Source organism: Streptomyces melanosporofaciens (assembly GCF_900105695.1).
GTDB lineage: Bacteria > Actinomycetota > Actinomycetes > Streptomycetales > Streptomycetaceae > Streptomyces > Streptomyces antimycoticus.
Map to the genome: position 1 here is coordinate 5,139,336 of NZ_FNST01000002.1, position 16,133 is coordinate 5,155,468.

General features: G+C 71.4%; 10 protein-coding genes and 1 pseudogene. 9 read left to right on the forward strand and 2 right to left on the reverse strand.

The annotated features are described in order from the left end of the window. Nucleotides 1–204: 204 nt before the first annotated feature. The 6 genes from BLV72_RS25160 (at nucleotide 205) to BLV72_RS25185 (ending at nucleotide 7,542) form a co-directional block, all read left to right on the forward strand. Complete coding sequence (locus tag BLV72_RS25160; RefSeq protein ID WP_093465006.1) at nucleotides 205–1,725, forward strand: gamma-aminobutyraldehyde dehydrogenase; 1,521 nt, start codon at nucleotides 205–207, stop codon at nucleotides 1,723–1,725. An 81-nt stretch (nucleotides 1,726–1,806) separates the two neighbouring features. Further along, nucleotides 1,807–3,054 (forward strand): polyamine ABC transporter substrate-binding protein, encoded by a 1,248-nt coding sequence (locus BLV72_RS25165; RefSeq protein WP_093465008.1) that lies wholly within the window; start codon nucleotides 1,807–1,809, stop codon nucleotides 3,052–3,054. Nucleotides 3,055–3,075: 21 nt separating this feature from the next. Then, entirely contained in the window at nucleotides 3,076–4,227 is a 1,152-nt protein-coding gene (locus BLV72_RS25170; RefSeq protein WP_093465010.1) for an ABC transporter ATP-binding protein, read from the forward strand. After that, nucleotides 4,224–5,294 carry an ABC transporter permease gene (locus BLV72_RS25175; protein ID WP_244320950.1) on the forward strand — a complete coding sequence of 357 codons (1,071 nt, stop codon included), beginning with the start codon at nucleotides 4,224–4,226 and terminating at the stop codon, nucleotides 5,292–5,294. The genes BLV72_RS25170 and BLV72_RS25175 overlap by 4 nt, the downstream gene beginning before the upstream one ends. Beyond that, complete coding sequence (locus BLV72_RS25180; protein ID WP_093465014.1) at nucleotides 5,291–6,088, forward strand: ABC transporter permease; 798 nt, start codon at nucleotides 5,291–5,293, stop codon at nucleotides 6,086–6,088. The genes BLV72_RS25175 and BLV72_RS25180 overlap by 4 nt, the downstream gene beginning before the upstream one ends. A 5-nt stretch (nucleotides 6,089–6,093) precedes the next feature. After that, entirely contained in the window at nucleotides 6,094–7,542 is a 1,449-nt protein-coding gene (locus BLV72_RS25185) for an NAD(P)/FAD-dependent oxidoreductase (RefSeq protein WP_425288393.1), read from the forward strand. Between the two features lie 89 nt (nucleotides 7,543–7,631). Here the strand turns inward: BLV72_RS25185 and BLV72_RS51545 are convergent, their stop codons facing one another. Beyond that, entirely contained in the window at nucleotides 7,632–8,174 is a 543-nt protein-coding gene (locus BLV72_RS51545) for a phosphatase PAP2 family protein (protein ID WP_342030671.1), read from the reverse strand. Nucleotides 8,175–8,621: 447 nt separating this feature from the next. Further along, nucleotides 8,622–9,971: a 4-aminobutyrate--2-oxoglutarate transaminase gene (gene gabT / locus BLV72_RS25195; RefSeq protein ID WP_093465018.1), complete on the reverse strand. Its 1,350-nt coding sequence runs from the start codon at nucleotides 9,969–9,971 to the stop codon at nucleotides 8,622–8,624. 329 nt (nucleotides 9,972–10,300) lie between these two features. On the opposite strand from gabT, the pseudogene BLV72_RS25200 reads away from it, so the two are divergent. The 3 genes and pseudogenes from BLV72_RS25200 (at nucleotide 10,301) to BLV72_RS25210 (ending at nucleotide 16,132) form a co-directional block, all read left to right on the forward strand. Continuing rightward, nucleotides 10,301–12,501 (forward strand): annotated as a pseudogene (locus BLV72_RS25200) (type IV secretory system conjugative DNA transfer family protein). Between the two features lie 208 nt (nucleotides 12,502–12,709). Next, a complete protein-coding gene (locus BLV72_RS25205; protein WP_093465020.1) occupies nucleotides 12,710–14,470 on the forward strand; it encodes a PucR family transcriptional regulator in 1,761 nt (586 codons plus the stop codon). A 201-nt stretch (nucleotides 14,471–14,671) separates the two neighbouring features. Beyond that, nucleotides 14,672–16,132 carry an aldehyde dehydrogenase family protein gene (locus tag BLV72_RS25210; RefSeq protein WP_093465022.1) on the forward strand — a complete coding sequence of 487 codons (1,461 nt, stop codon included), beginning with the start codon at nucleotides 14,672–14,674 and terminating at the stop codon, nucleotides 16,130–16,132. Nucleotide 16,133 lies beyond the last annotated feature (1 nt).

Consider the following 16,133-nt stretch of genomic DNA (forward strand, 5'->3'; position numbering starts at 1 on the left):
CGGCTGTCCAAACCGTCGGTCCGGACCGGCATCCGACGCGGAAACGGTGACGCCGAAGCCGCTCTGATCACTGAATCCGTCGCGAAATCAAAAAGCAACAACGGAATCCCTTGTTGAAGCGAAGGCTCTCTGTCAGGATCGGCCTTCAATTCCGGTTGGAGCTACGCCGCGCCTCGTTGGGGCGGACCGGCGGAGGAGAGCGCGATGGATCAGCGGTTCGACGTGACGGAGCGGTTCGCCGACGGTGCCCAGTACATCGCGGGCCGCCTGCGCCAGGGCGGCTCCGAGGGCACACATCAGGTCGTCGACCCGGCCACCGGCGAGCAGGTGTTCGGCTACCGGCTCGCCGGTGCGGCCGATGTCGACGCGGCCGTGGCCGCGGCCGAGGCCGCCTTCCCCGAATGGGCGGGCGCCACCCCCGGCGAGCGGTCCGACGCGATGCACCGCTTCGCCGCGGTGCTCACCGAGCGCGCGGACGACCTCGCCTACGCCGAGTCGCTGCAGTGCGGCAAGCCCATCAAGCTCAGCACCGAGTTCGATGTGCCCGGCTCCATCGACAACGTCTCCTTCTTCGCGGGCGCCGCCCGCCAGTTGGAGGGCAAGGCCGCCGCCGAGTACAGCGGTGACCACACCTCGTACATCCGCCGCGAGCCCATTGGGGTCATCGGCTCCATCGCCCCCTGGAACTACCCCCTCCAGATGGCGGCCTGGAAGGTCCTCCCGGCCATCGCCGCGGGCAACACCATCGTGCTGAAGCCCGCCGAACTGACGCCCCTGACCTCGTTGATGTTCGCGCAGGCGGCCACGGAGGCGGGCCTTCCGGACGGCGTCATCAACGTGGTGAGCGGCACCGGCCCGGAGGCGGGCGAATGGCTGGTCTCCCACCCCGCGGTGGCGATGACCTCCTTCACCGGATCGACGGCGGTCGGCAAGCGCGTCGCCGAACTCGCCACCTCCACCGTCAAGCGGATCCATCTCGAACTCGGCGGCAAGGCACCCTTCGTCGTCTTCGACGACGCGGACCTGGAGGCCGCCGCGCACGGCGCCGTCGCGGGCGCGCTGATCAACAGCGGACAGGACTGCACCGCCGCCACCCGCGCGTATGTCCAGCGCCCGCTGTACGACGCGTTCGTCGCCGCCGTCGCCGAACTCATGGCGTCCGTACGGCTCGGCGACCCCTTCGATCCGCACACCGACCTCGGCCCGCTGGTCTCCCACGCCCAGCGCGACCGCGTGGCGGGCTTCGTGGACCGGGCCCGCGGCTACGCCACCGTCGTCACCGGCGGCGAGATCCCGGGGGGCGACCTCGCCAAGGGCGCCTACTACCGGCCCACGCTCATCACCGGCGCGCCCCAGGACAGCGAGATCGTCCAGTCCGAGATCTTCGGCCCGGTCCTGGCGGTCGTCCCCTTCGACAGCGACGACGAGGGCATCGCGCTCGCCAACGACACCCCTTACGGTCTCGCCGCCTCCGCCTGGAGCCGCGATGTCTACCGGACGGGCCGCGCCTCCCGCGAGCTCCGGGCGGGGTGCGTGTGGATCAACGACCACATCCCGATCATCAGCGAGATGCCGCACGGCGGTGTGCGGGCGTCCGGCTTCGGCAGGGACATGTCGGCGTACTCCTTCGAGGAGTACACGCAGGTCAAGCACGTGATGTTCGACAACACCGCAGTGGTCCGCAAGGACTGGCACCGCACGGTCTTCGGAGATCGACAGACCTGACCGACAGACCTGAATGTGCGGCCACCTCCGCGTGGCCTCGGCCGGGCCGCCACCGGCCGACACCCTCGAAAGGCACAGCTTATGGAAGCACGGCACGAGTCCGAGAGCCTGTCCCCACCGCAGATCGCCGCGATACGGCGCTCCATGACCAGCGGCCGGATGGCGCTCACCCGCCGCTCCCTGCTGCGCGCGGGAGGCGCCGGGGCCATCGCCGTCGGCGGGCTCGGGGCGCTCGGCGGCTGCGGTATCCCGCCCGCGGGGCGCACCGAGGTGGACAACGCCTCAGATGACCACTCGGCCGAGGAGAAGCGGCTCGCCTTCTCCAACTGGACCGAGTACATGGACGTCGGCAAGGGCGGCCGCCATCCGACCCTGGACGCGTTCCAGCGCCGTACCGGCATCAAGGTCAAGTACACCGAGGACATCAACGACAACGTCGAGTTCTTCGGCAAGATCAAGCCGCAGCTTGCGGCGGGCCAGGACACCGGCCGCGACCTCATCTGCGTCACGGACTGGCTGGCCGCCCGGATGATCCGGCTCGGCTGGATACAGCCCCTGGACCCCGCCCAACTGCCCCATGCCTACACCAACCTGGGGAAACCCTTTCGCACCCCGGACTGGGACCCGGGCCGCGCCCACTCCTACCCGTGGACCGGCATCCCCGCCGTCATCGCGTACAACAAGAAGGCCACCGGCGGCCGTAAGGTCACCTCGGTCTCCCAGCTGCTGGAGGACCCCAAGCTCAAGGGCCGGGTCGGGCTGCTGACCGAGATGCGCGACACCGTCGGGCTGACCCTCCTGGACATGGGCAAGAACCCCGAGACGGTCACCGCCGACGACTACGACGCCGCGATCGCCCGCCTCCAGAAGGCGTCCGACCGGGGCCAGGTCCGCCGCTTCACCGGCAACGACTACACCGGAGACCTCACCAAGGGCGACATCGCCGCCTGTATGGCCTGGGCCGGGGACCTGATCCAGCTCCAGTCGGACAACCCCGAGATCGAGTTCGCCATCCCCGACGCCGGCTATATGACGGCCACGGACAACCTTCTGGTGCCCAACAAGGCGCGCCATAAGAGGAATGCCGAACGGCTCATCGACTACTTCTACGAGCCCAAGGTCGCCGCGAAGATAGCCGCGTACATCAACTACGTCTGCCCGGTCGACGGGGTGCGCGAGGAGCTCGCGAAGATCGACAAGGCGCTGGCGGACAATCCGCTGATCCTTCCGGACGAGGAGATGGCCGCCAAGTCCCACGCCTTCCGCTCGCTCTCCAGCAAGGAAGAGGCGGCATTCGAGGACAAGTTCGCCAAGCTCACCGGCGCCTGACAAGCGAGGAAGCGCACCGCCATGACCCAACCCACCTCCGGCGGCGACGTCCGGCTCGACCGGATCAGCAAGACCTACGGGTCCTTCACCGCCGTCCACCCGCTCGATCTGCACATACCCGCCGGCTCCTTCTTCGCCCTGCTCGGCGCGTCCGGCTGCGGCAAGACCACCACGTTGCGCATGATCGCGGGACTGGAGGAGCCCACCAGCGGCATCGTCCGGCTCGCCGATGAGGACATCACCGCCCTCCCGCCCCATAAGCGGCCCGTCAACACGGTCTTCCAGAGCTATGCCCTCTTCCCGCACCTCGACGTCTTCGAGAACGTCGCCTTCGGACTGCGCCGGCGCGGCGTCAAGTCGGTGAAGAAGCAGGTCGAGGAGATGCTGGAACTGGTCCAGCTCGGCGACTTCGCCCGCCGCAGGCCGCAGCAGCTCTCCGGCGGCCAGCAGCAGCGCGTCGCCGTCGCCCGCGCCCTGATCAACCACCCCCGGGTGCTGCTGCTCGACGAACCGCTGGGCGCGCTCGACCTCAAGCTGCGCCGTCAGATGCAGCTGGAGCTCAAGCGCATCCAGACCGAGGTCGGCATCACCTTCATCCATGTCACCCACGACCAGGAGGAGGCCATGACCATGGCCGACACGGTCGCGGTGATGAACGGCGGCCGGGTCGAACAGCGCGGCGCCCCCGCCGATCTCTACGAGAACCCCGGCACCACCTTCGTCGCCAACTTCCTCGGCACCTCCAACCTCATCGAGGCCGAGATCACCGACAAGAGCGGCGGCGACCTCGTCCTCGCCGCCGCCGGCGGCAAGCTCTCGCTACCCGCGGACCGATGTAGCGCTCCCGTCCGCACCGGAGGGAAACTGCTGGTAGGGGTGCGTCCCGAGAAGATCACCCTGGCCCACACCGAGGACGCCGGGACCATACCCGAGGGCCGCAACCGGATCACCGGGCGGATCGCCGACTCCAGCTTCATCGGCGTCTCCACCCAGTACCTCATCACCACCCCGGACTGCCCCGAGATCACCGTCTACGAGCAGAACATCGAGCGTGACACCCGGCTCGTCCCCGGCGCCGAGGTCGTCCTGCACTGGAACCCCGCCCACACCTTCGGCCTCGACGCGACCCAGGACATCGACGCCGGTACGGAGCTGGACGAGGAGGCCCCATGAGCGTGTCCCGGCGCGCTGCGCGGGCTGGACTGAGGAGCCGCGCAGCGACGAAGGAGCGAGCAGTGACGAGGGAAGCCCGCGCGTTGGAGCGCGCCGGGACTGAGCGGGGAGAGGGGACGGCGACAGCCACTCCCGAGGCTCCGCGGGACGCCGCCGGGCCCGAGCCCGAGCCCGTACAGAAGCCGCCCCTCTTCAGGCCCGCGGTCCGCAAGCGGCTGGTGCCCTACTGGCTGCTGCTCCCCGGCATCCTCTGGCTGCTGATCTTCTTCGCCGCGCCGCTGATCTACCAGGCGTCGACGTCCGTCCAGACCGGCTCCCTCGAAGAGGGCTTCAAGGTCACCTGGCACTTCCAGACCTACTGGGAGGCGCTGAGCGAGTACTACCCGCAGTTCCTGCGCTCGGTGCTCTACGCCGCCACCGCCACCGTGATGTGCCTGGTGCTCGGCTATCCGCTCGCGTATCTCATCGCCTTCCGGGCGGGCCGCTGGCGCAATCTGGTGATGATCATGGTCATCGCGCCGTTCTTCACCAGCTTCCTGATCCGCACCCTGGCCTGGAAGACGATCCTGTCCGACAGCGGCCCGGTGGTGGGCGCGCTCAACTCGCTGCACCTCCTGGACGTCACCAGCTATCTGGGGATCACCGAGGGACAGCGGGTGCTGGCCACCCCGCTCGCGGTGGTCTGCGGGCTGACGTACAACTTCCTGCCCTTCATGATCCTCCCGCTCTACACCTCGTTGGAGCGCATCGACCCGAGGCTCCACGAGGCCGCGGGCGACCTCTACGCCCGGCCCGTCACCACCTTCCGGAAGGTGACCTTCCCGCTGTCCATGCCGGGGGTCGTCGCGGGCACGCTGCTCACCTTCATCCCCGCCACGGGCGACTACATCAACGCCGAACTGCTGGGCTCCGCCGACCAGAAGATGGTCGGCAACGTCATCCAGTCGCAGTTCCTGCGGGTGCTGGACTATCCGACGGCGGCGGCGCTGTCCTTCATCCTCATGGCGGCCATCCTCACGATGGTCACCGTCTACATCCGCAAGTCCGGGACGGAGGACCTGGTGTGAGCGCCCTGACGCGCTGGATACGGCGGAACCTGGTGGTCATCGCGGGGCTCGGCACCCTCGCGTATCTGATCCTGCCCAACGTCGTCGTCCTGGTCTTCTCCTTCAACAAGCCCAACGGGCGCTTCAACTACGAATGGCAGCGGTTCTCCACCGAGGCCTGGACCGATCCGTGCGGCGTCGCCGACCTGTGCGGCTCGCTCTCGCTCAGCCTGAAGATCGCGGTATGGGCGACGATCGGCGCGACCCTCCTCGGCACGATGATCGCCTTCGCGCTGGCCCGCTACCGCTTCCGGGCCCGCTCCTCGGTCAACAGCCTGATCTTCCTGCCGATGGCCATGCCCGAGGTCGTCATGGCCGCCTCGCTGGCCACCCTCTTCCTCAACATGGGCGTGGACTTCGGCTTCTGGACGATCCTCATCGCCCACATCATGTTCTGCCTGAGCTTCGTGGTGACGGCGGTCAAGGCGCGGGTGATGTCCATGGACCCCCGGCTGGAACAGGCCGCCCAGGACCTCTACGCCTCCCCGGCGCAGACCTTCCTGCGCGTCACCCTGCCGATCGCCGCGCCCGGTATCGCCGCGGGCGCGCTGCTGTCCTTCGCGCTCTCCTTCGACGACTTCATCATCACCAACTTCAACGCCGGCTCGACCGTGACCTTCCCCATGTTCGTCTGGGGATCCGCACAGCGCGGCACGCCCGTGCAGATCAATGTGATCGGAACGGCGATGTTCGCCGTAGCGGTGCTGTGCGTTCTCGCCGGCCAACTGGCCGGCGCCCGCCGCAAGAGGAGCTGAAAACCATGGCCACGGACGCCATGACCCGCTCGCCCGGGGGCGACAGCGCCCCCGGCCCGTCCGCCCTCAAAGCCCTGGCCGACGCCGCGTACCGGCCGTACTGGCTGGACGACCCCGGCAGGCCCGGTCCCCGCCCCGCCCTCGTCGGCGAGGAGCGCTGCGATCTGCTCGTCGTCGGCGGCGGCTACAGCGGACTGTGGACCGCCCTGATCGCCAAGGAACGCGACCCCGACCGCGAGGTGGTCCTGGTCGAGGGCCAGGAGATCGGCTGGGCCGCCTCCGGGCGCAACGGCGGCTTCTGCGCCGCCTCCCTCACCCACGGCCTCGGCAACGGCGCGGCCCGCTGGCCCGATGAGCTGGCCGAACTCGAACGGCTCGGCCACCGCAACCTCGACGCCATCGAATCCGCCGTCGAGCGCTACGGCATCGACTGCGACTTCGAACGCACCGGCGAGATCGATGTGGCCACCGCGCCCCACCAGGTGGTGGAGTTGCGCGAAACCGTCGAACAGGCCGGCGCCCTCGGCCTCGAACCGCCCGAGTTCCTCGACCGCGAAGCGGTGCGCGCCGAGGTCGACTCGCCCACCTTCCTGGCCGGGCTGTGGGACCGCCGGGGCGTGGCCATGGTGCACCCCGCCAGGCTCGCCTGGGGCCTGGCCCGGGCCTGCGCCGAGCTGGGCGTACGGATCTACGAGCACACCCCGGCCGAACGGCTGGCGAGCACCGGGTCGGCGATGGCCGTCCGCACCCCCTACGGCCGGGTCCGGGCCCGCAAGGTGGCCCTCGCCACCAACGCCTTCCCCGCCCTGGTGCGCCGCGTCCGCCCGTACATCGCCCCGGTCTACGACCATGCGCTGATGACCGAACCGCTCACCGAGGAGCAGCTCGACGCGATCGGCTGGCAGCGCAGGCAGGGACTCAGCGACACCGCCAACCACTTCCACTACTTCCGGCTCACCGCCGACCGGCGCATCCTGTGGGGCGGCTACGACATCATCTACCGCTACGGCGGACGGGTGCGCGCCGAATACGATCACCACCCGGCCACCTATCGCACCCTCGCCCAGCACTTCTTCCAGTGCTTCCCGCAGCTGGAGGGCGTGCGCTTCAGCCACGCCTGGGGCGGCGCCATCGACACCTGCTCGCGCTTCTCCGCGTTCTTCGGCCGCGCGCACGGGGGGAGGGTGGCGTACGCGCTCGGCTATACGGGCCTGGGGGTCGGGGCGACCCGCTTCGGCGCCGAGGTGATGCTCGATCTGCTCGCCGGTGAGCGCACCGAGCGCACCCGCCTGGAGATGGTCCGCAGCAAGCCTCTGCCCTTCCCGCCGGAGCCGGTGCGCTGGGCGGGTATCGGCATCACCCAGTGGTCCATGACCCGGGCCGACGAGAACGGCGGGCGCCGCAACCTGTGGCTGAAGGCCATGGACAAGGTGGGGCTGGGGTTCGACAGCTGAGCTGAGCCGGACTGCGGTTGCCCTGGGCCGTTCCGCGGGCCTGGGGCAATCGCGGCCCGCTTTGAGGCAGCGGCCGGGGCTCGACCGGCTCAACCCGTCTTCCGGCTCGTACGGCTGAGCCGGAGCAGCGCCCACAGCAGCAGACCGGACAGACACCAGCTCGCGACCGTGTCCAGCGGCCAGTGGTAGCCGCGCCGGACCAGCCCGGCGGCCACGGCGAGGTTCAGTACGGCCACGGCCACCAGGAGGGGCCGCCGTAGCCGCGGGCGCAGCAGAGGGTGGAGGAGCAGCGCCGCCGCGCCATAGGCGACGGCGGCCGTCGCGGCATGGCCGGAGGGGAAGAATCCGCTCTCGCCCGCCAGCGGACCCGGTGGGCCGGGGCGGTCGATCAGCGCCTTGAACGGAACCACCAGCGCCGGAACCGCCACCATCGCCACCGCGGCGGCCAGCGGCGACAACCACCAGCGCGGCTCTCCCGTGCGCCGGGCGCACCACGCCGCCCAGGCGAGGGCGACGGCGAGGAGGGGAACCGCCACCGCCGTATTGCCGAGGTCGGCGAGGAACTCGGCGACGGGGGAGGGGAACGCCGATCCGGACATCGCGCGGCCGAGCCGTTCGTCGTAGGTCCGCACGGGGCCATGGGCGGCGATCTGCCAGGTGCACAGCGCGAGCAGTGCGATCAGAGCGAGGGGTGTGAGGAGGGCGCGGGGCGGGCGGGGCGTGAAGAACGGCGCCCGGGGCGCGGAAGGGGGGTGAACAGTCGGCGGCCCCGGAACAGGGGGGGTAGTTCCGGAGCCGCCGTGGCGACCGGTGTGCCGCGCGCCCCGGGGGGTTTGGGGCGGGCGGCCGTCCGATCGGTGAGGAGATCCGGAGCCGGAGGCTCCAGTGGTGTGCGCGAGGGCACAGCCGGGTCGGGGCTGGGGAAGCACCGGCTCGGCATCGCCCGCAGTCCCCTGCGAGCGGGGTGTTTCTCTCATCTGCAATGACCGTACGGCAGCGAAGCCCCGCCCGACAGACCGATCACCCACCTGTCATCGGCCCCGCACATCTTCTTCACGCCACCCATCGATCACCCATAGTCACAGCTCGGCGAACGCGCCCTCGAGGACGTCGAGACCCTCGTTCAGAAGGTCCTCGCCGATCACCAGCGGCGGCAGGAAACGCAGCACATTGCCGTAGGTTCCGCAGGTCAGCACCAGCAGCCCGGCCGAGTGGCACGCCTTGGCGACGGCGGCCGTGGCCTCGGGGTTGGGGTCCTTGGTGCCGGACTTCACCAGTTCGATGGCGATCATGGCGCCGCGGCCGCGGAGGTCGCCGATGATGTCGTACTTCTCCCGCAGCGCGGCGAGGCGGCCCTTCATGACCTCCTCGATGCGCTTGGCCTTGGCATTGAGGTCCAGCTCGCGCATCGTCTCGATGGCGCCGAGCGCCGCCGCGCACGCCACCGGGTTTCCGCCGTAGGTGCCGCCGAGACCGCCGGAGTGCGCCGCGTCCATGATCTCCGCGCGGCCGGTGACGGCGGCGAGCGGCAGACCGCCCGCGATGCCCTTGGCGGTGGTGATCAGGTCCGGGACGATGCCCTCGTCCTCACAGGCGAACCACTGGCCCGTGCGGCAGAAGCCGGACTGGATCTCGTCCGCGACGAAGACGATGCCGTTGGCCTGGGCGAACTCCGCGATCCTGGGCAGGAAGCCCTTGGCGGGCTCGATGAAGCCGCCCTCGCCGAGGACCGGCTCGATGATGATCGCGGCCACGTTCTCCGCCCCGATCTGCTTGCTGATCATGTCGATGGCCTGGGCCGCGGCCTCCTCGGCGCAGTTCTCCGGGCCGGTCAGCCAGCGGTAGGGGTAGGCGAGCGGAACGCGGTAGACCTCGGGCGCGAAGGGGCCGAAGCCGTGCTTGTACGGCATGTTCTTGGCGGTGAGCGCCATGGTGAGGTTGGTCCGGCCGTGGTAGCCGTGGTCGAAGACGACGACCGCCTGGCGCTTGGTGTACGAACGGGCGATCTTCACCGCGTTCTCCACCGCCTCGGCGCCCGAGTTGAACAGCGCCGACTTCTTGGCGTGGTCGCCGGGCGTGAGCCGGGCCAGCTCCTCGCAGACCTCCACATAGCCCTCGTACGGCGTGACCATGAAACAGGTGTGCGTGAAGTCCGCCAGTTGCGCGGACGCCCGGCGCACGACGGCCTCCGCGGAGGAGCCGACGGAGGTCACGGCGATACCGGAACCGAAGTCGATCAGCGAGTTGCCGTCCACGTCCTCGATCACACCGCCGCCCGCGCGCACGGTGAAGACCGGCAGCACACTCCCCACACCGCCGGCGACCGCCGCGTTCTTACGGGCGAGCAGCTCCTGCGACTTCGGGCCGGGAATGGCGGTGACGACGCGACGCTCCTGGGGGAGGGACGGGCCTCCGGACAGTTCGGTCATGAGGGGCTCCAGGGAAAAGAACAGCGGTTTTAGTCGCAGGCTAGGGGCGCGGCGGCGGATGAGGCATGTTCCGTTCGGGAGCACTGCGCGTGTTGCCTTGTCCGCGACGGCCATAGCCCGCCGGCGGCCTTACGGATCCGGCGACCGCTTCAGGGCTGCGGCGGCCGCCTTACGGATCCGGTGACCCCTTTACGGATCCGGTGACCGCTTTAGGAGCCTCGCGAGTGAGACGGCACCGCCCGGGTCGCTGAACTCCCCGCGCGGGAACACTAGATTGAGCGATGGCGCGAAAGCCGAGGAACAGCCGGTCAGGGGGCAAGGGGCAGCACATGGACACCGAGGGCACGTTCGACCCACGCAGCACACGCCACAACCCGCTCCCACCCCCGCCCCCGCATTCCCCGCCCTCCTTCCCCACGGCCCCGCCGCCGGTGCCGCCGACCGCGCCCCCGGCGGTGCCTGGCGCGGCCCCGGTACCCGCGCAGGCTCCCGCCGCGCCCCCGGCCCCGGGCCCGCGGCCCGTCCGTCCTTCGTCGCCTGGCTGCGCGCTCCGCGGTCCGAGGCGGCACCGGGGGTGTGGACGTACGAGCACAAGCCGAAGGCGCCGGAGGACCCGGATCGGCTTCCCTCGCGTGGGCTGATCAGCGGTGCGCTGATCGCGCTCCTGTGCACCTGGCTGTTGTGGTCGCTGATCACCAAGGGGTACTTGGGCCCGTACTGGTTGTGGCCGCTGAAGCTGCTCAATTCGGAGGACTGGTTCAACCGCAACGGCGACAAGGACATGCTCAAGTGGATCGCCAATGGCTATGAAGCCCTGTGGTTCTTGATCATCGCCGCCATCTTCAGCCGCGTCGGCCACTGGTCCGAAGTCTGGCGCCGTTACGTCGCGCCCCTCTTCCGGCGGGCCTGGGATGAGCCCGCCCCTGAGGCGGTCGTCGCGGGGCGGCCGGAGGGGGATCCGCTGGAGTGGCCGCACTTGCGGGCCGCGGGGGCGCACAGTGCGGCTGATCGGTTGGCGGCGGACGCACGGGCGGGGGCGATGAACGACGTCGACCATGCCCGGATCGAGCGCGCCTGGCAGTCCGTGCGGGCCGGGAGGAACTCCCTCGCCTCCTTCACCGACACCGTGCTGCGCCACGGCGCCGCCTCCTACGGTCACCCGTCCGGGGCGCGGGATCTGCCCGTCAGGACGGCGCGGCATGATCTCCTCGCGCATCAGGTCCGCCTCGGCACCGTCTCCGACGACCCCCGCAACCCGTACCAGCACCGCGGCGTCGGGCTCGCTCTCGAGCCCGATGTGCTCGCCACCTCGCTGCTGGCCGTCGGGCCGCCCGGTTCGGGGAAGACGGGGCGGATGGTGCGGCCCGTCGTGGAGTCGCTGTGTCTGCAGGCGCTCGCCGGGCAGGTCGCCGTCGTGGCGGTCGGGGCGGCGGGGGCCGGGCTCGGGGCGGATGAGGCGTTCGACGTCGTCGTGAAGATCGGCCGGCCCGACTCCGGCTACGACTTCGACCTCTACGGCGGCACCACCGACCCCGACGAGGCCGCGGGCATCCTCGCCGAGGCCCTGATCGGCGACATGGCCGCCTCGCTGCCCGGCGGGGACAGCCGCCGGGCCGCCACCGCGCTGGCCCAGCTGCTCGGCCCCTACCGCGCCGCCCACGGCCGCTTCCCGTCCGTCCCGGATCTGCGGGAGCTGCTGGACGGCTCCAAGACGGCCGTCAACGCGCTGCGCGAGGCGCTGGACGAGGCCGGGGAGCGGGCGCAGGCCCGTGAGCTGGAGGCGCGGGTCCGGCAGTCGGGTGCCCCCGGGGACGTGGGCACGCTGCTCGCGGACCGGATCGCGCTGCTGGACCGGCCCGCGTTCGCCGATTTCTTCGACACCACCGGCGACCGCCGCCCGTTCTCCCTCCGCGCCCTCGAACACCCCCTCCGGGTCCGTATCGATCTGCCCGAGCGCGGCCATGCGGAGGCGTCGCGGATGCTGGCGCGGCTGGTCCTGGCGCAGTTCACGGAGTGCGCCGTGGGCCGCGCCGACCGTTCGCTGTTCGCCTGTCTGGTCCTCGACGACGCCTCGCACACCATCACCCCCGAGGCCCTGCGCGGTATCCAGCGGCTCCGTTCCGCCCACGCGGGCGCCGTGCTCACCCTCCGCACCCTCGACGACGTCCCCGAGGCGCTGCGCAGCGCCCTGCTCGGCGCGGTCGGCTGCCGGATGGCCTGTGCCGGGGTGACGACCTGGGACGGGGCGCGGTTCGCGGAGGTGTGGGGGACGGAGTGGGTCGAGACGCGGGACGTCACCGACCGGCAGATCATCGCCGAGGAACCGCTCACCAAGGTGCTGCACTTCATCCGTAAGGTCGTCACCGGTAAGGCGGTGACCACGCAGTCGGTGACCGTACGGACGGTGGAGCGCGAGCGCTGGTCCGCCTCCGAGCTGGCCCACGCGGTTCCCGCCGGGCATGCGGTGCTGTCGGTGACCTCCGTAAGGGGCGAGGGCGGGCCGCCGGTGCTGGTGGATCTCCGCGGGTGACCGACCGGCACCCCCGGGTGTTCCTCATTGCCGCAGTTGACCATGACGCTGCGGTTGCCCCGCTCAACGTGACGGGGCGACCGCAGCGTCACGGCCAGACCGGTGGCCGAATCAGGCCGTCAATTCCACGTATTCCTCCATTGAGGCAGAATCGGCAGTAGCCGTTCATACGGGGCGGTGAAGTCGTCGCATTCGCATCGAAGGTGCCATGCCTCCCACGCTCGCCTCACTCGTCCGCCACCCCGGTCTCAAGCTGTCCGTGCTCGCGGGCGAGGACCGGCTGGAGACACCGGTGCGCTGGGCACATGTCAGCGAGCTCGCCGACCCCGTGCCCTATATGGAGGGCGGCGAGCTCCTCCTGATCACCGCGATGCAGATCGAGGCCGAGGACCCGGAGGAGATGAGCCGCTATGTGCGGCGGCTGGTGGGCGCGGGCGTGGTCGGGCTCGGCTTCGCGCTCGGCGTCAAGTACGCCGAGGTGCCGGCCGCGCTCGCCGCGGCGGCCAAGGAGGAGGGGCTGCCGCTGATCGGCGTGCCCCGCCCCACCCCCTTCATCGCGATCAGCAAGGCCGTCTCCGCGGCGATAGCCGCCGACCAGTACCGGGCCGTGACCGCCGGATTCGAGGCGCAGCGCGAGCTGACCCGCGCCGCCATCGGCGCCGAGGGGCCCGCCGCGCTGCTCGCCCGGCTCGCCGCCCATGTCGACGGCTGGGCCGCGCTCTACGACGTCTCCGGCTCGGTGGTCGCCGCCGCCCCCGACTGGGCCGCCCGCCGCGCCGCCCGGCTCACCCCCGACGTCGAGCGGCTGCGCTCCCGCCCCGGCCCCGCGAGCATCGTGGTCGGCGGGGGCGGCGAGACCGGGGCCACCGGCGCGGAACCGGCCGAGGACCCGGCCGTCGCCGACCGGGTGGAGCTCCAGTCCCTGGGCACCGGGCGCCGTACCACCCGCGGCGTGCTCGCGGTCGGCACGGGCGCGCCGCTGGGCACCGCCGAGCGCTATGCCGTGCACTCCGCGGTCGCGCTGCTGACCCTGACCACCGAGCGTTCCCGCGCCCTGCGGGAGGCCGAGCAGCGGCTCGGCGCCGCCGTGCTGCGGATGCTGCTCGCGGGCGAGCCCGACCATGCGCGGGCGGTCGCCGGGCGGCTGTACGGCGGGCTGCTCGACGCGCCGTTCCGGATGCTGGTCGCCGAGGTGCCGTCCGGCGGCGCGGCCCAGCAGCCCCACGCGGCGACGCCCGGCGCGGACGAGGCCCCTCCGGAACCCTTCACGGAAGCCGCCACGACCACGGGCACGGCCGCCGGTGAGACCGAGGCGACGGACCCCCTCGCCACGCTCACCGACACCATGGAGGCGGCCGCGGCCCGCATCGGTGAGTCGGTGCTGGTCGTGCCCGACGGCGAACGGCTCATCGTGCTGGCCCCCGACGGCGGCGCGGCCGTCGCGGCATGCGCCGAGCACGCCCGGGCCGTCGAGAGCCGCCGCGGCACCAGGGCCCGCCCCCGCGACCGTGCGGCCGCCGCCGCGCCCCACGGCGACGAGCTGGTCATCGGGCTGTCCGCCCCCGCGGGCCCCGTCGCCGCCGCGGCCGCCTACCGCCAGGCCGAGCAGGCGCTGTCGGTGGCGCGCCGCCGCGGCCGGATGCTGGTCGAGCATGAGCAGGTCGCGGCGGGCTCGGTGCTGCCCCTGCTCGCCGACGACGCCGTAAGGGCGTTCGCCGACGGCATGCTGCGCGCCCTGCACGAGCACGACGCCACCGGCCGGGGCGATCTGGTCGCCTCGCTGCGCGCGTGGCTCTCCCGGCATGGCCAGTGGGACGCGGCCGCCGCCGACCTCGGCGTCCACCGGCACACCCTGCGCTACCGGATGCGCCGCGTCGAGGAGATCCTGGGCCGCTCCCTGGACGACCCGGACGTCCGGATGGAGCTCTGGCTCGCCCTCAAGGCCACGGCCGCCGGCACCTCGGGCTGAGGCGCGCGCCTCCGCCACGGGGCGACCGTCTCGCCCCGGGCACCCTCTTCCCGGTCACCTCATCCCGATCTCCCCCGAATCGGCCACGCCATAGCGGAGCGCCGACGGCCCCGACTGCTACGCCCCGGACAAACGCCCAGCGGGCCGGGCGCGCCTACGGTGGGGAGGAGAGACACCACTTCAGAAGGGTCGGGATCCGCTGTGCCAGACACAAACGAAGCTGTCACCCATGCGTTCTGGCTCGCCGGCCGCAAGGCGACGGGCGAGAGCACGCTCGAGGTCACCTCGCCCTGGGACGGCCGCCGCGTCGGCGTGGTGAGCGTTCCCACCGATGCGCAGATCGAGGAGGCCGTCGCCGCGGCCGACGCGGTGCGCGAGGAGTTCGCCGCGACCCCCGCGCATGTCCGGGCCGCCGCGCTGGACCATGTCTCGCGCCGCCTCGCCGAGCGCGGTGAGGAGATCGCCCGGCTGATCTCCGACGAGAACGGCAAGCCGATCAAGTGGGCCCGTGGCGAGGTGGGCCGCGCCGTGTCCGTCTTCCGGTTCGCGGCCGAGGAGGCCCGCCGGTTCAACAGCGGGGAGGCCCAGCGGCTGGACACCGACGCCGGTGGCACCGGGCGGCTCGCGCTGACCCGCCGCTTCCCGCGCGGCACCGTGCTCGGCATCTCGCCGTTCAACTTCCCGCTGAACCTCAGCGCCCACAAGGTCGCCCCGGCGCTCGCGGTCGGCACGCCGATCATCCTCAAGCCGGCGCCCGCGACCCCGCTGTCCGCGCTGATCCTGGGCGAGCTGCTGGCCGAGACCGAGCTCCCGGCGGGCTCCTGGAGCGTCCTTACGGTGCCCAACGACCGGATGCCCGCACTGGTCCAGGACGAGCGGCTGCCGGTCATCTCCTTCACCGGTTCGGAGAAGGTCGGCTACACGATCAAGGAGTCGGTGCCGCTCAAGCACTGCACCTTGGAGCTCGGTGGCAATGGCGCCGCGGTCGTCCTCTCGGACTACGCCTCCGACGCCGACCTCGACTGGGCGGCCACCCGCATCGGCACCTTCTCCAACTACCAGGGCGGACAGTCCTGCATCTCCGTACAGCGGGTGATCGCGGACGCGTCCGTCTACGAGGAGCTCGTGCCGAAGATCGTCGCGGCCGTCGAGGGGCAGGTCACCGGCGACCCGAACGATGACGCCACCGATGTCGGCCCGCTGATCAGCGAGGACGCCGCCAAGCGCGTGGAGTCCTGGGTCGACGAGGCGGTCCGGGCCGGTGCGAAGCTGCTGACCGGCGGCAAGCGCGAGGGCTCGAACTACGCCCCGACGGTGCTCGCGGACGTCCCCGCGGATGTCACCCTCTCCTGCGAGGAGATCTTCGGGCCGGTGCTCACCCTGCACAAGGTGACGGACGAGGACGAGGCGTTCGCGGCCGTCAACGACTCCAAGTACGGCCTCCAGGCGGGCGTCTTCACCCGCGAGGTGCGCACCGCCTTCCGCGCCCACCGCGCCCTGGAGGTCGGCGGCGTGATCATCGGCGATGTGCCCTCGTACCGCGCCGACCAGATGCCGTACGGCGGCGCCAAGAAGTCCGGCGTCGGCCGCGAGGGCGTGCGGTACGCGATGGAGGACTACACCTACGAGCGGGTCATGGTCCTCACCGGCCTCGACCTCTGAT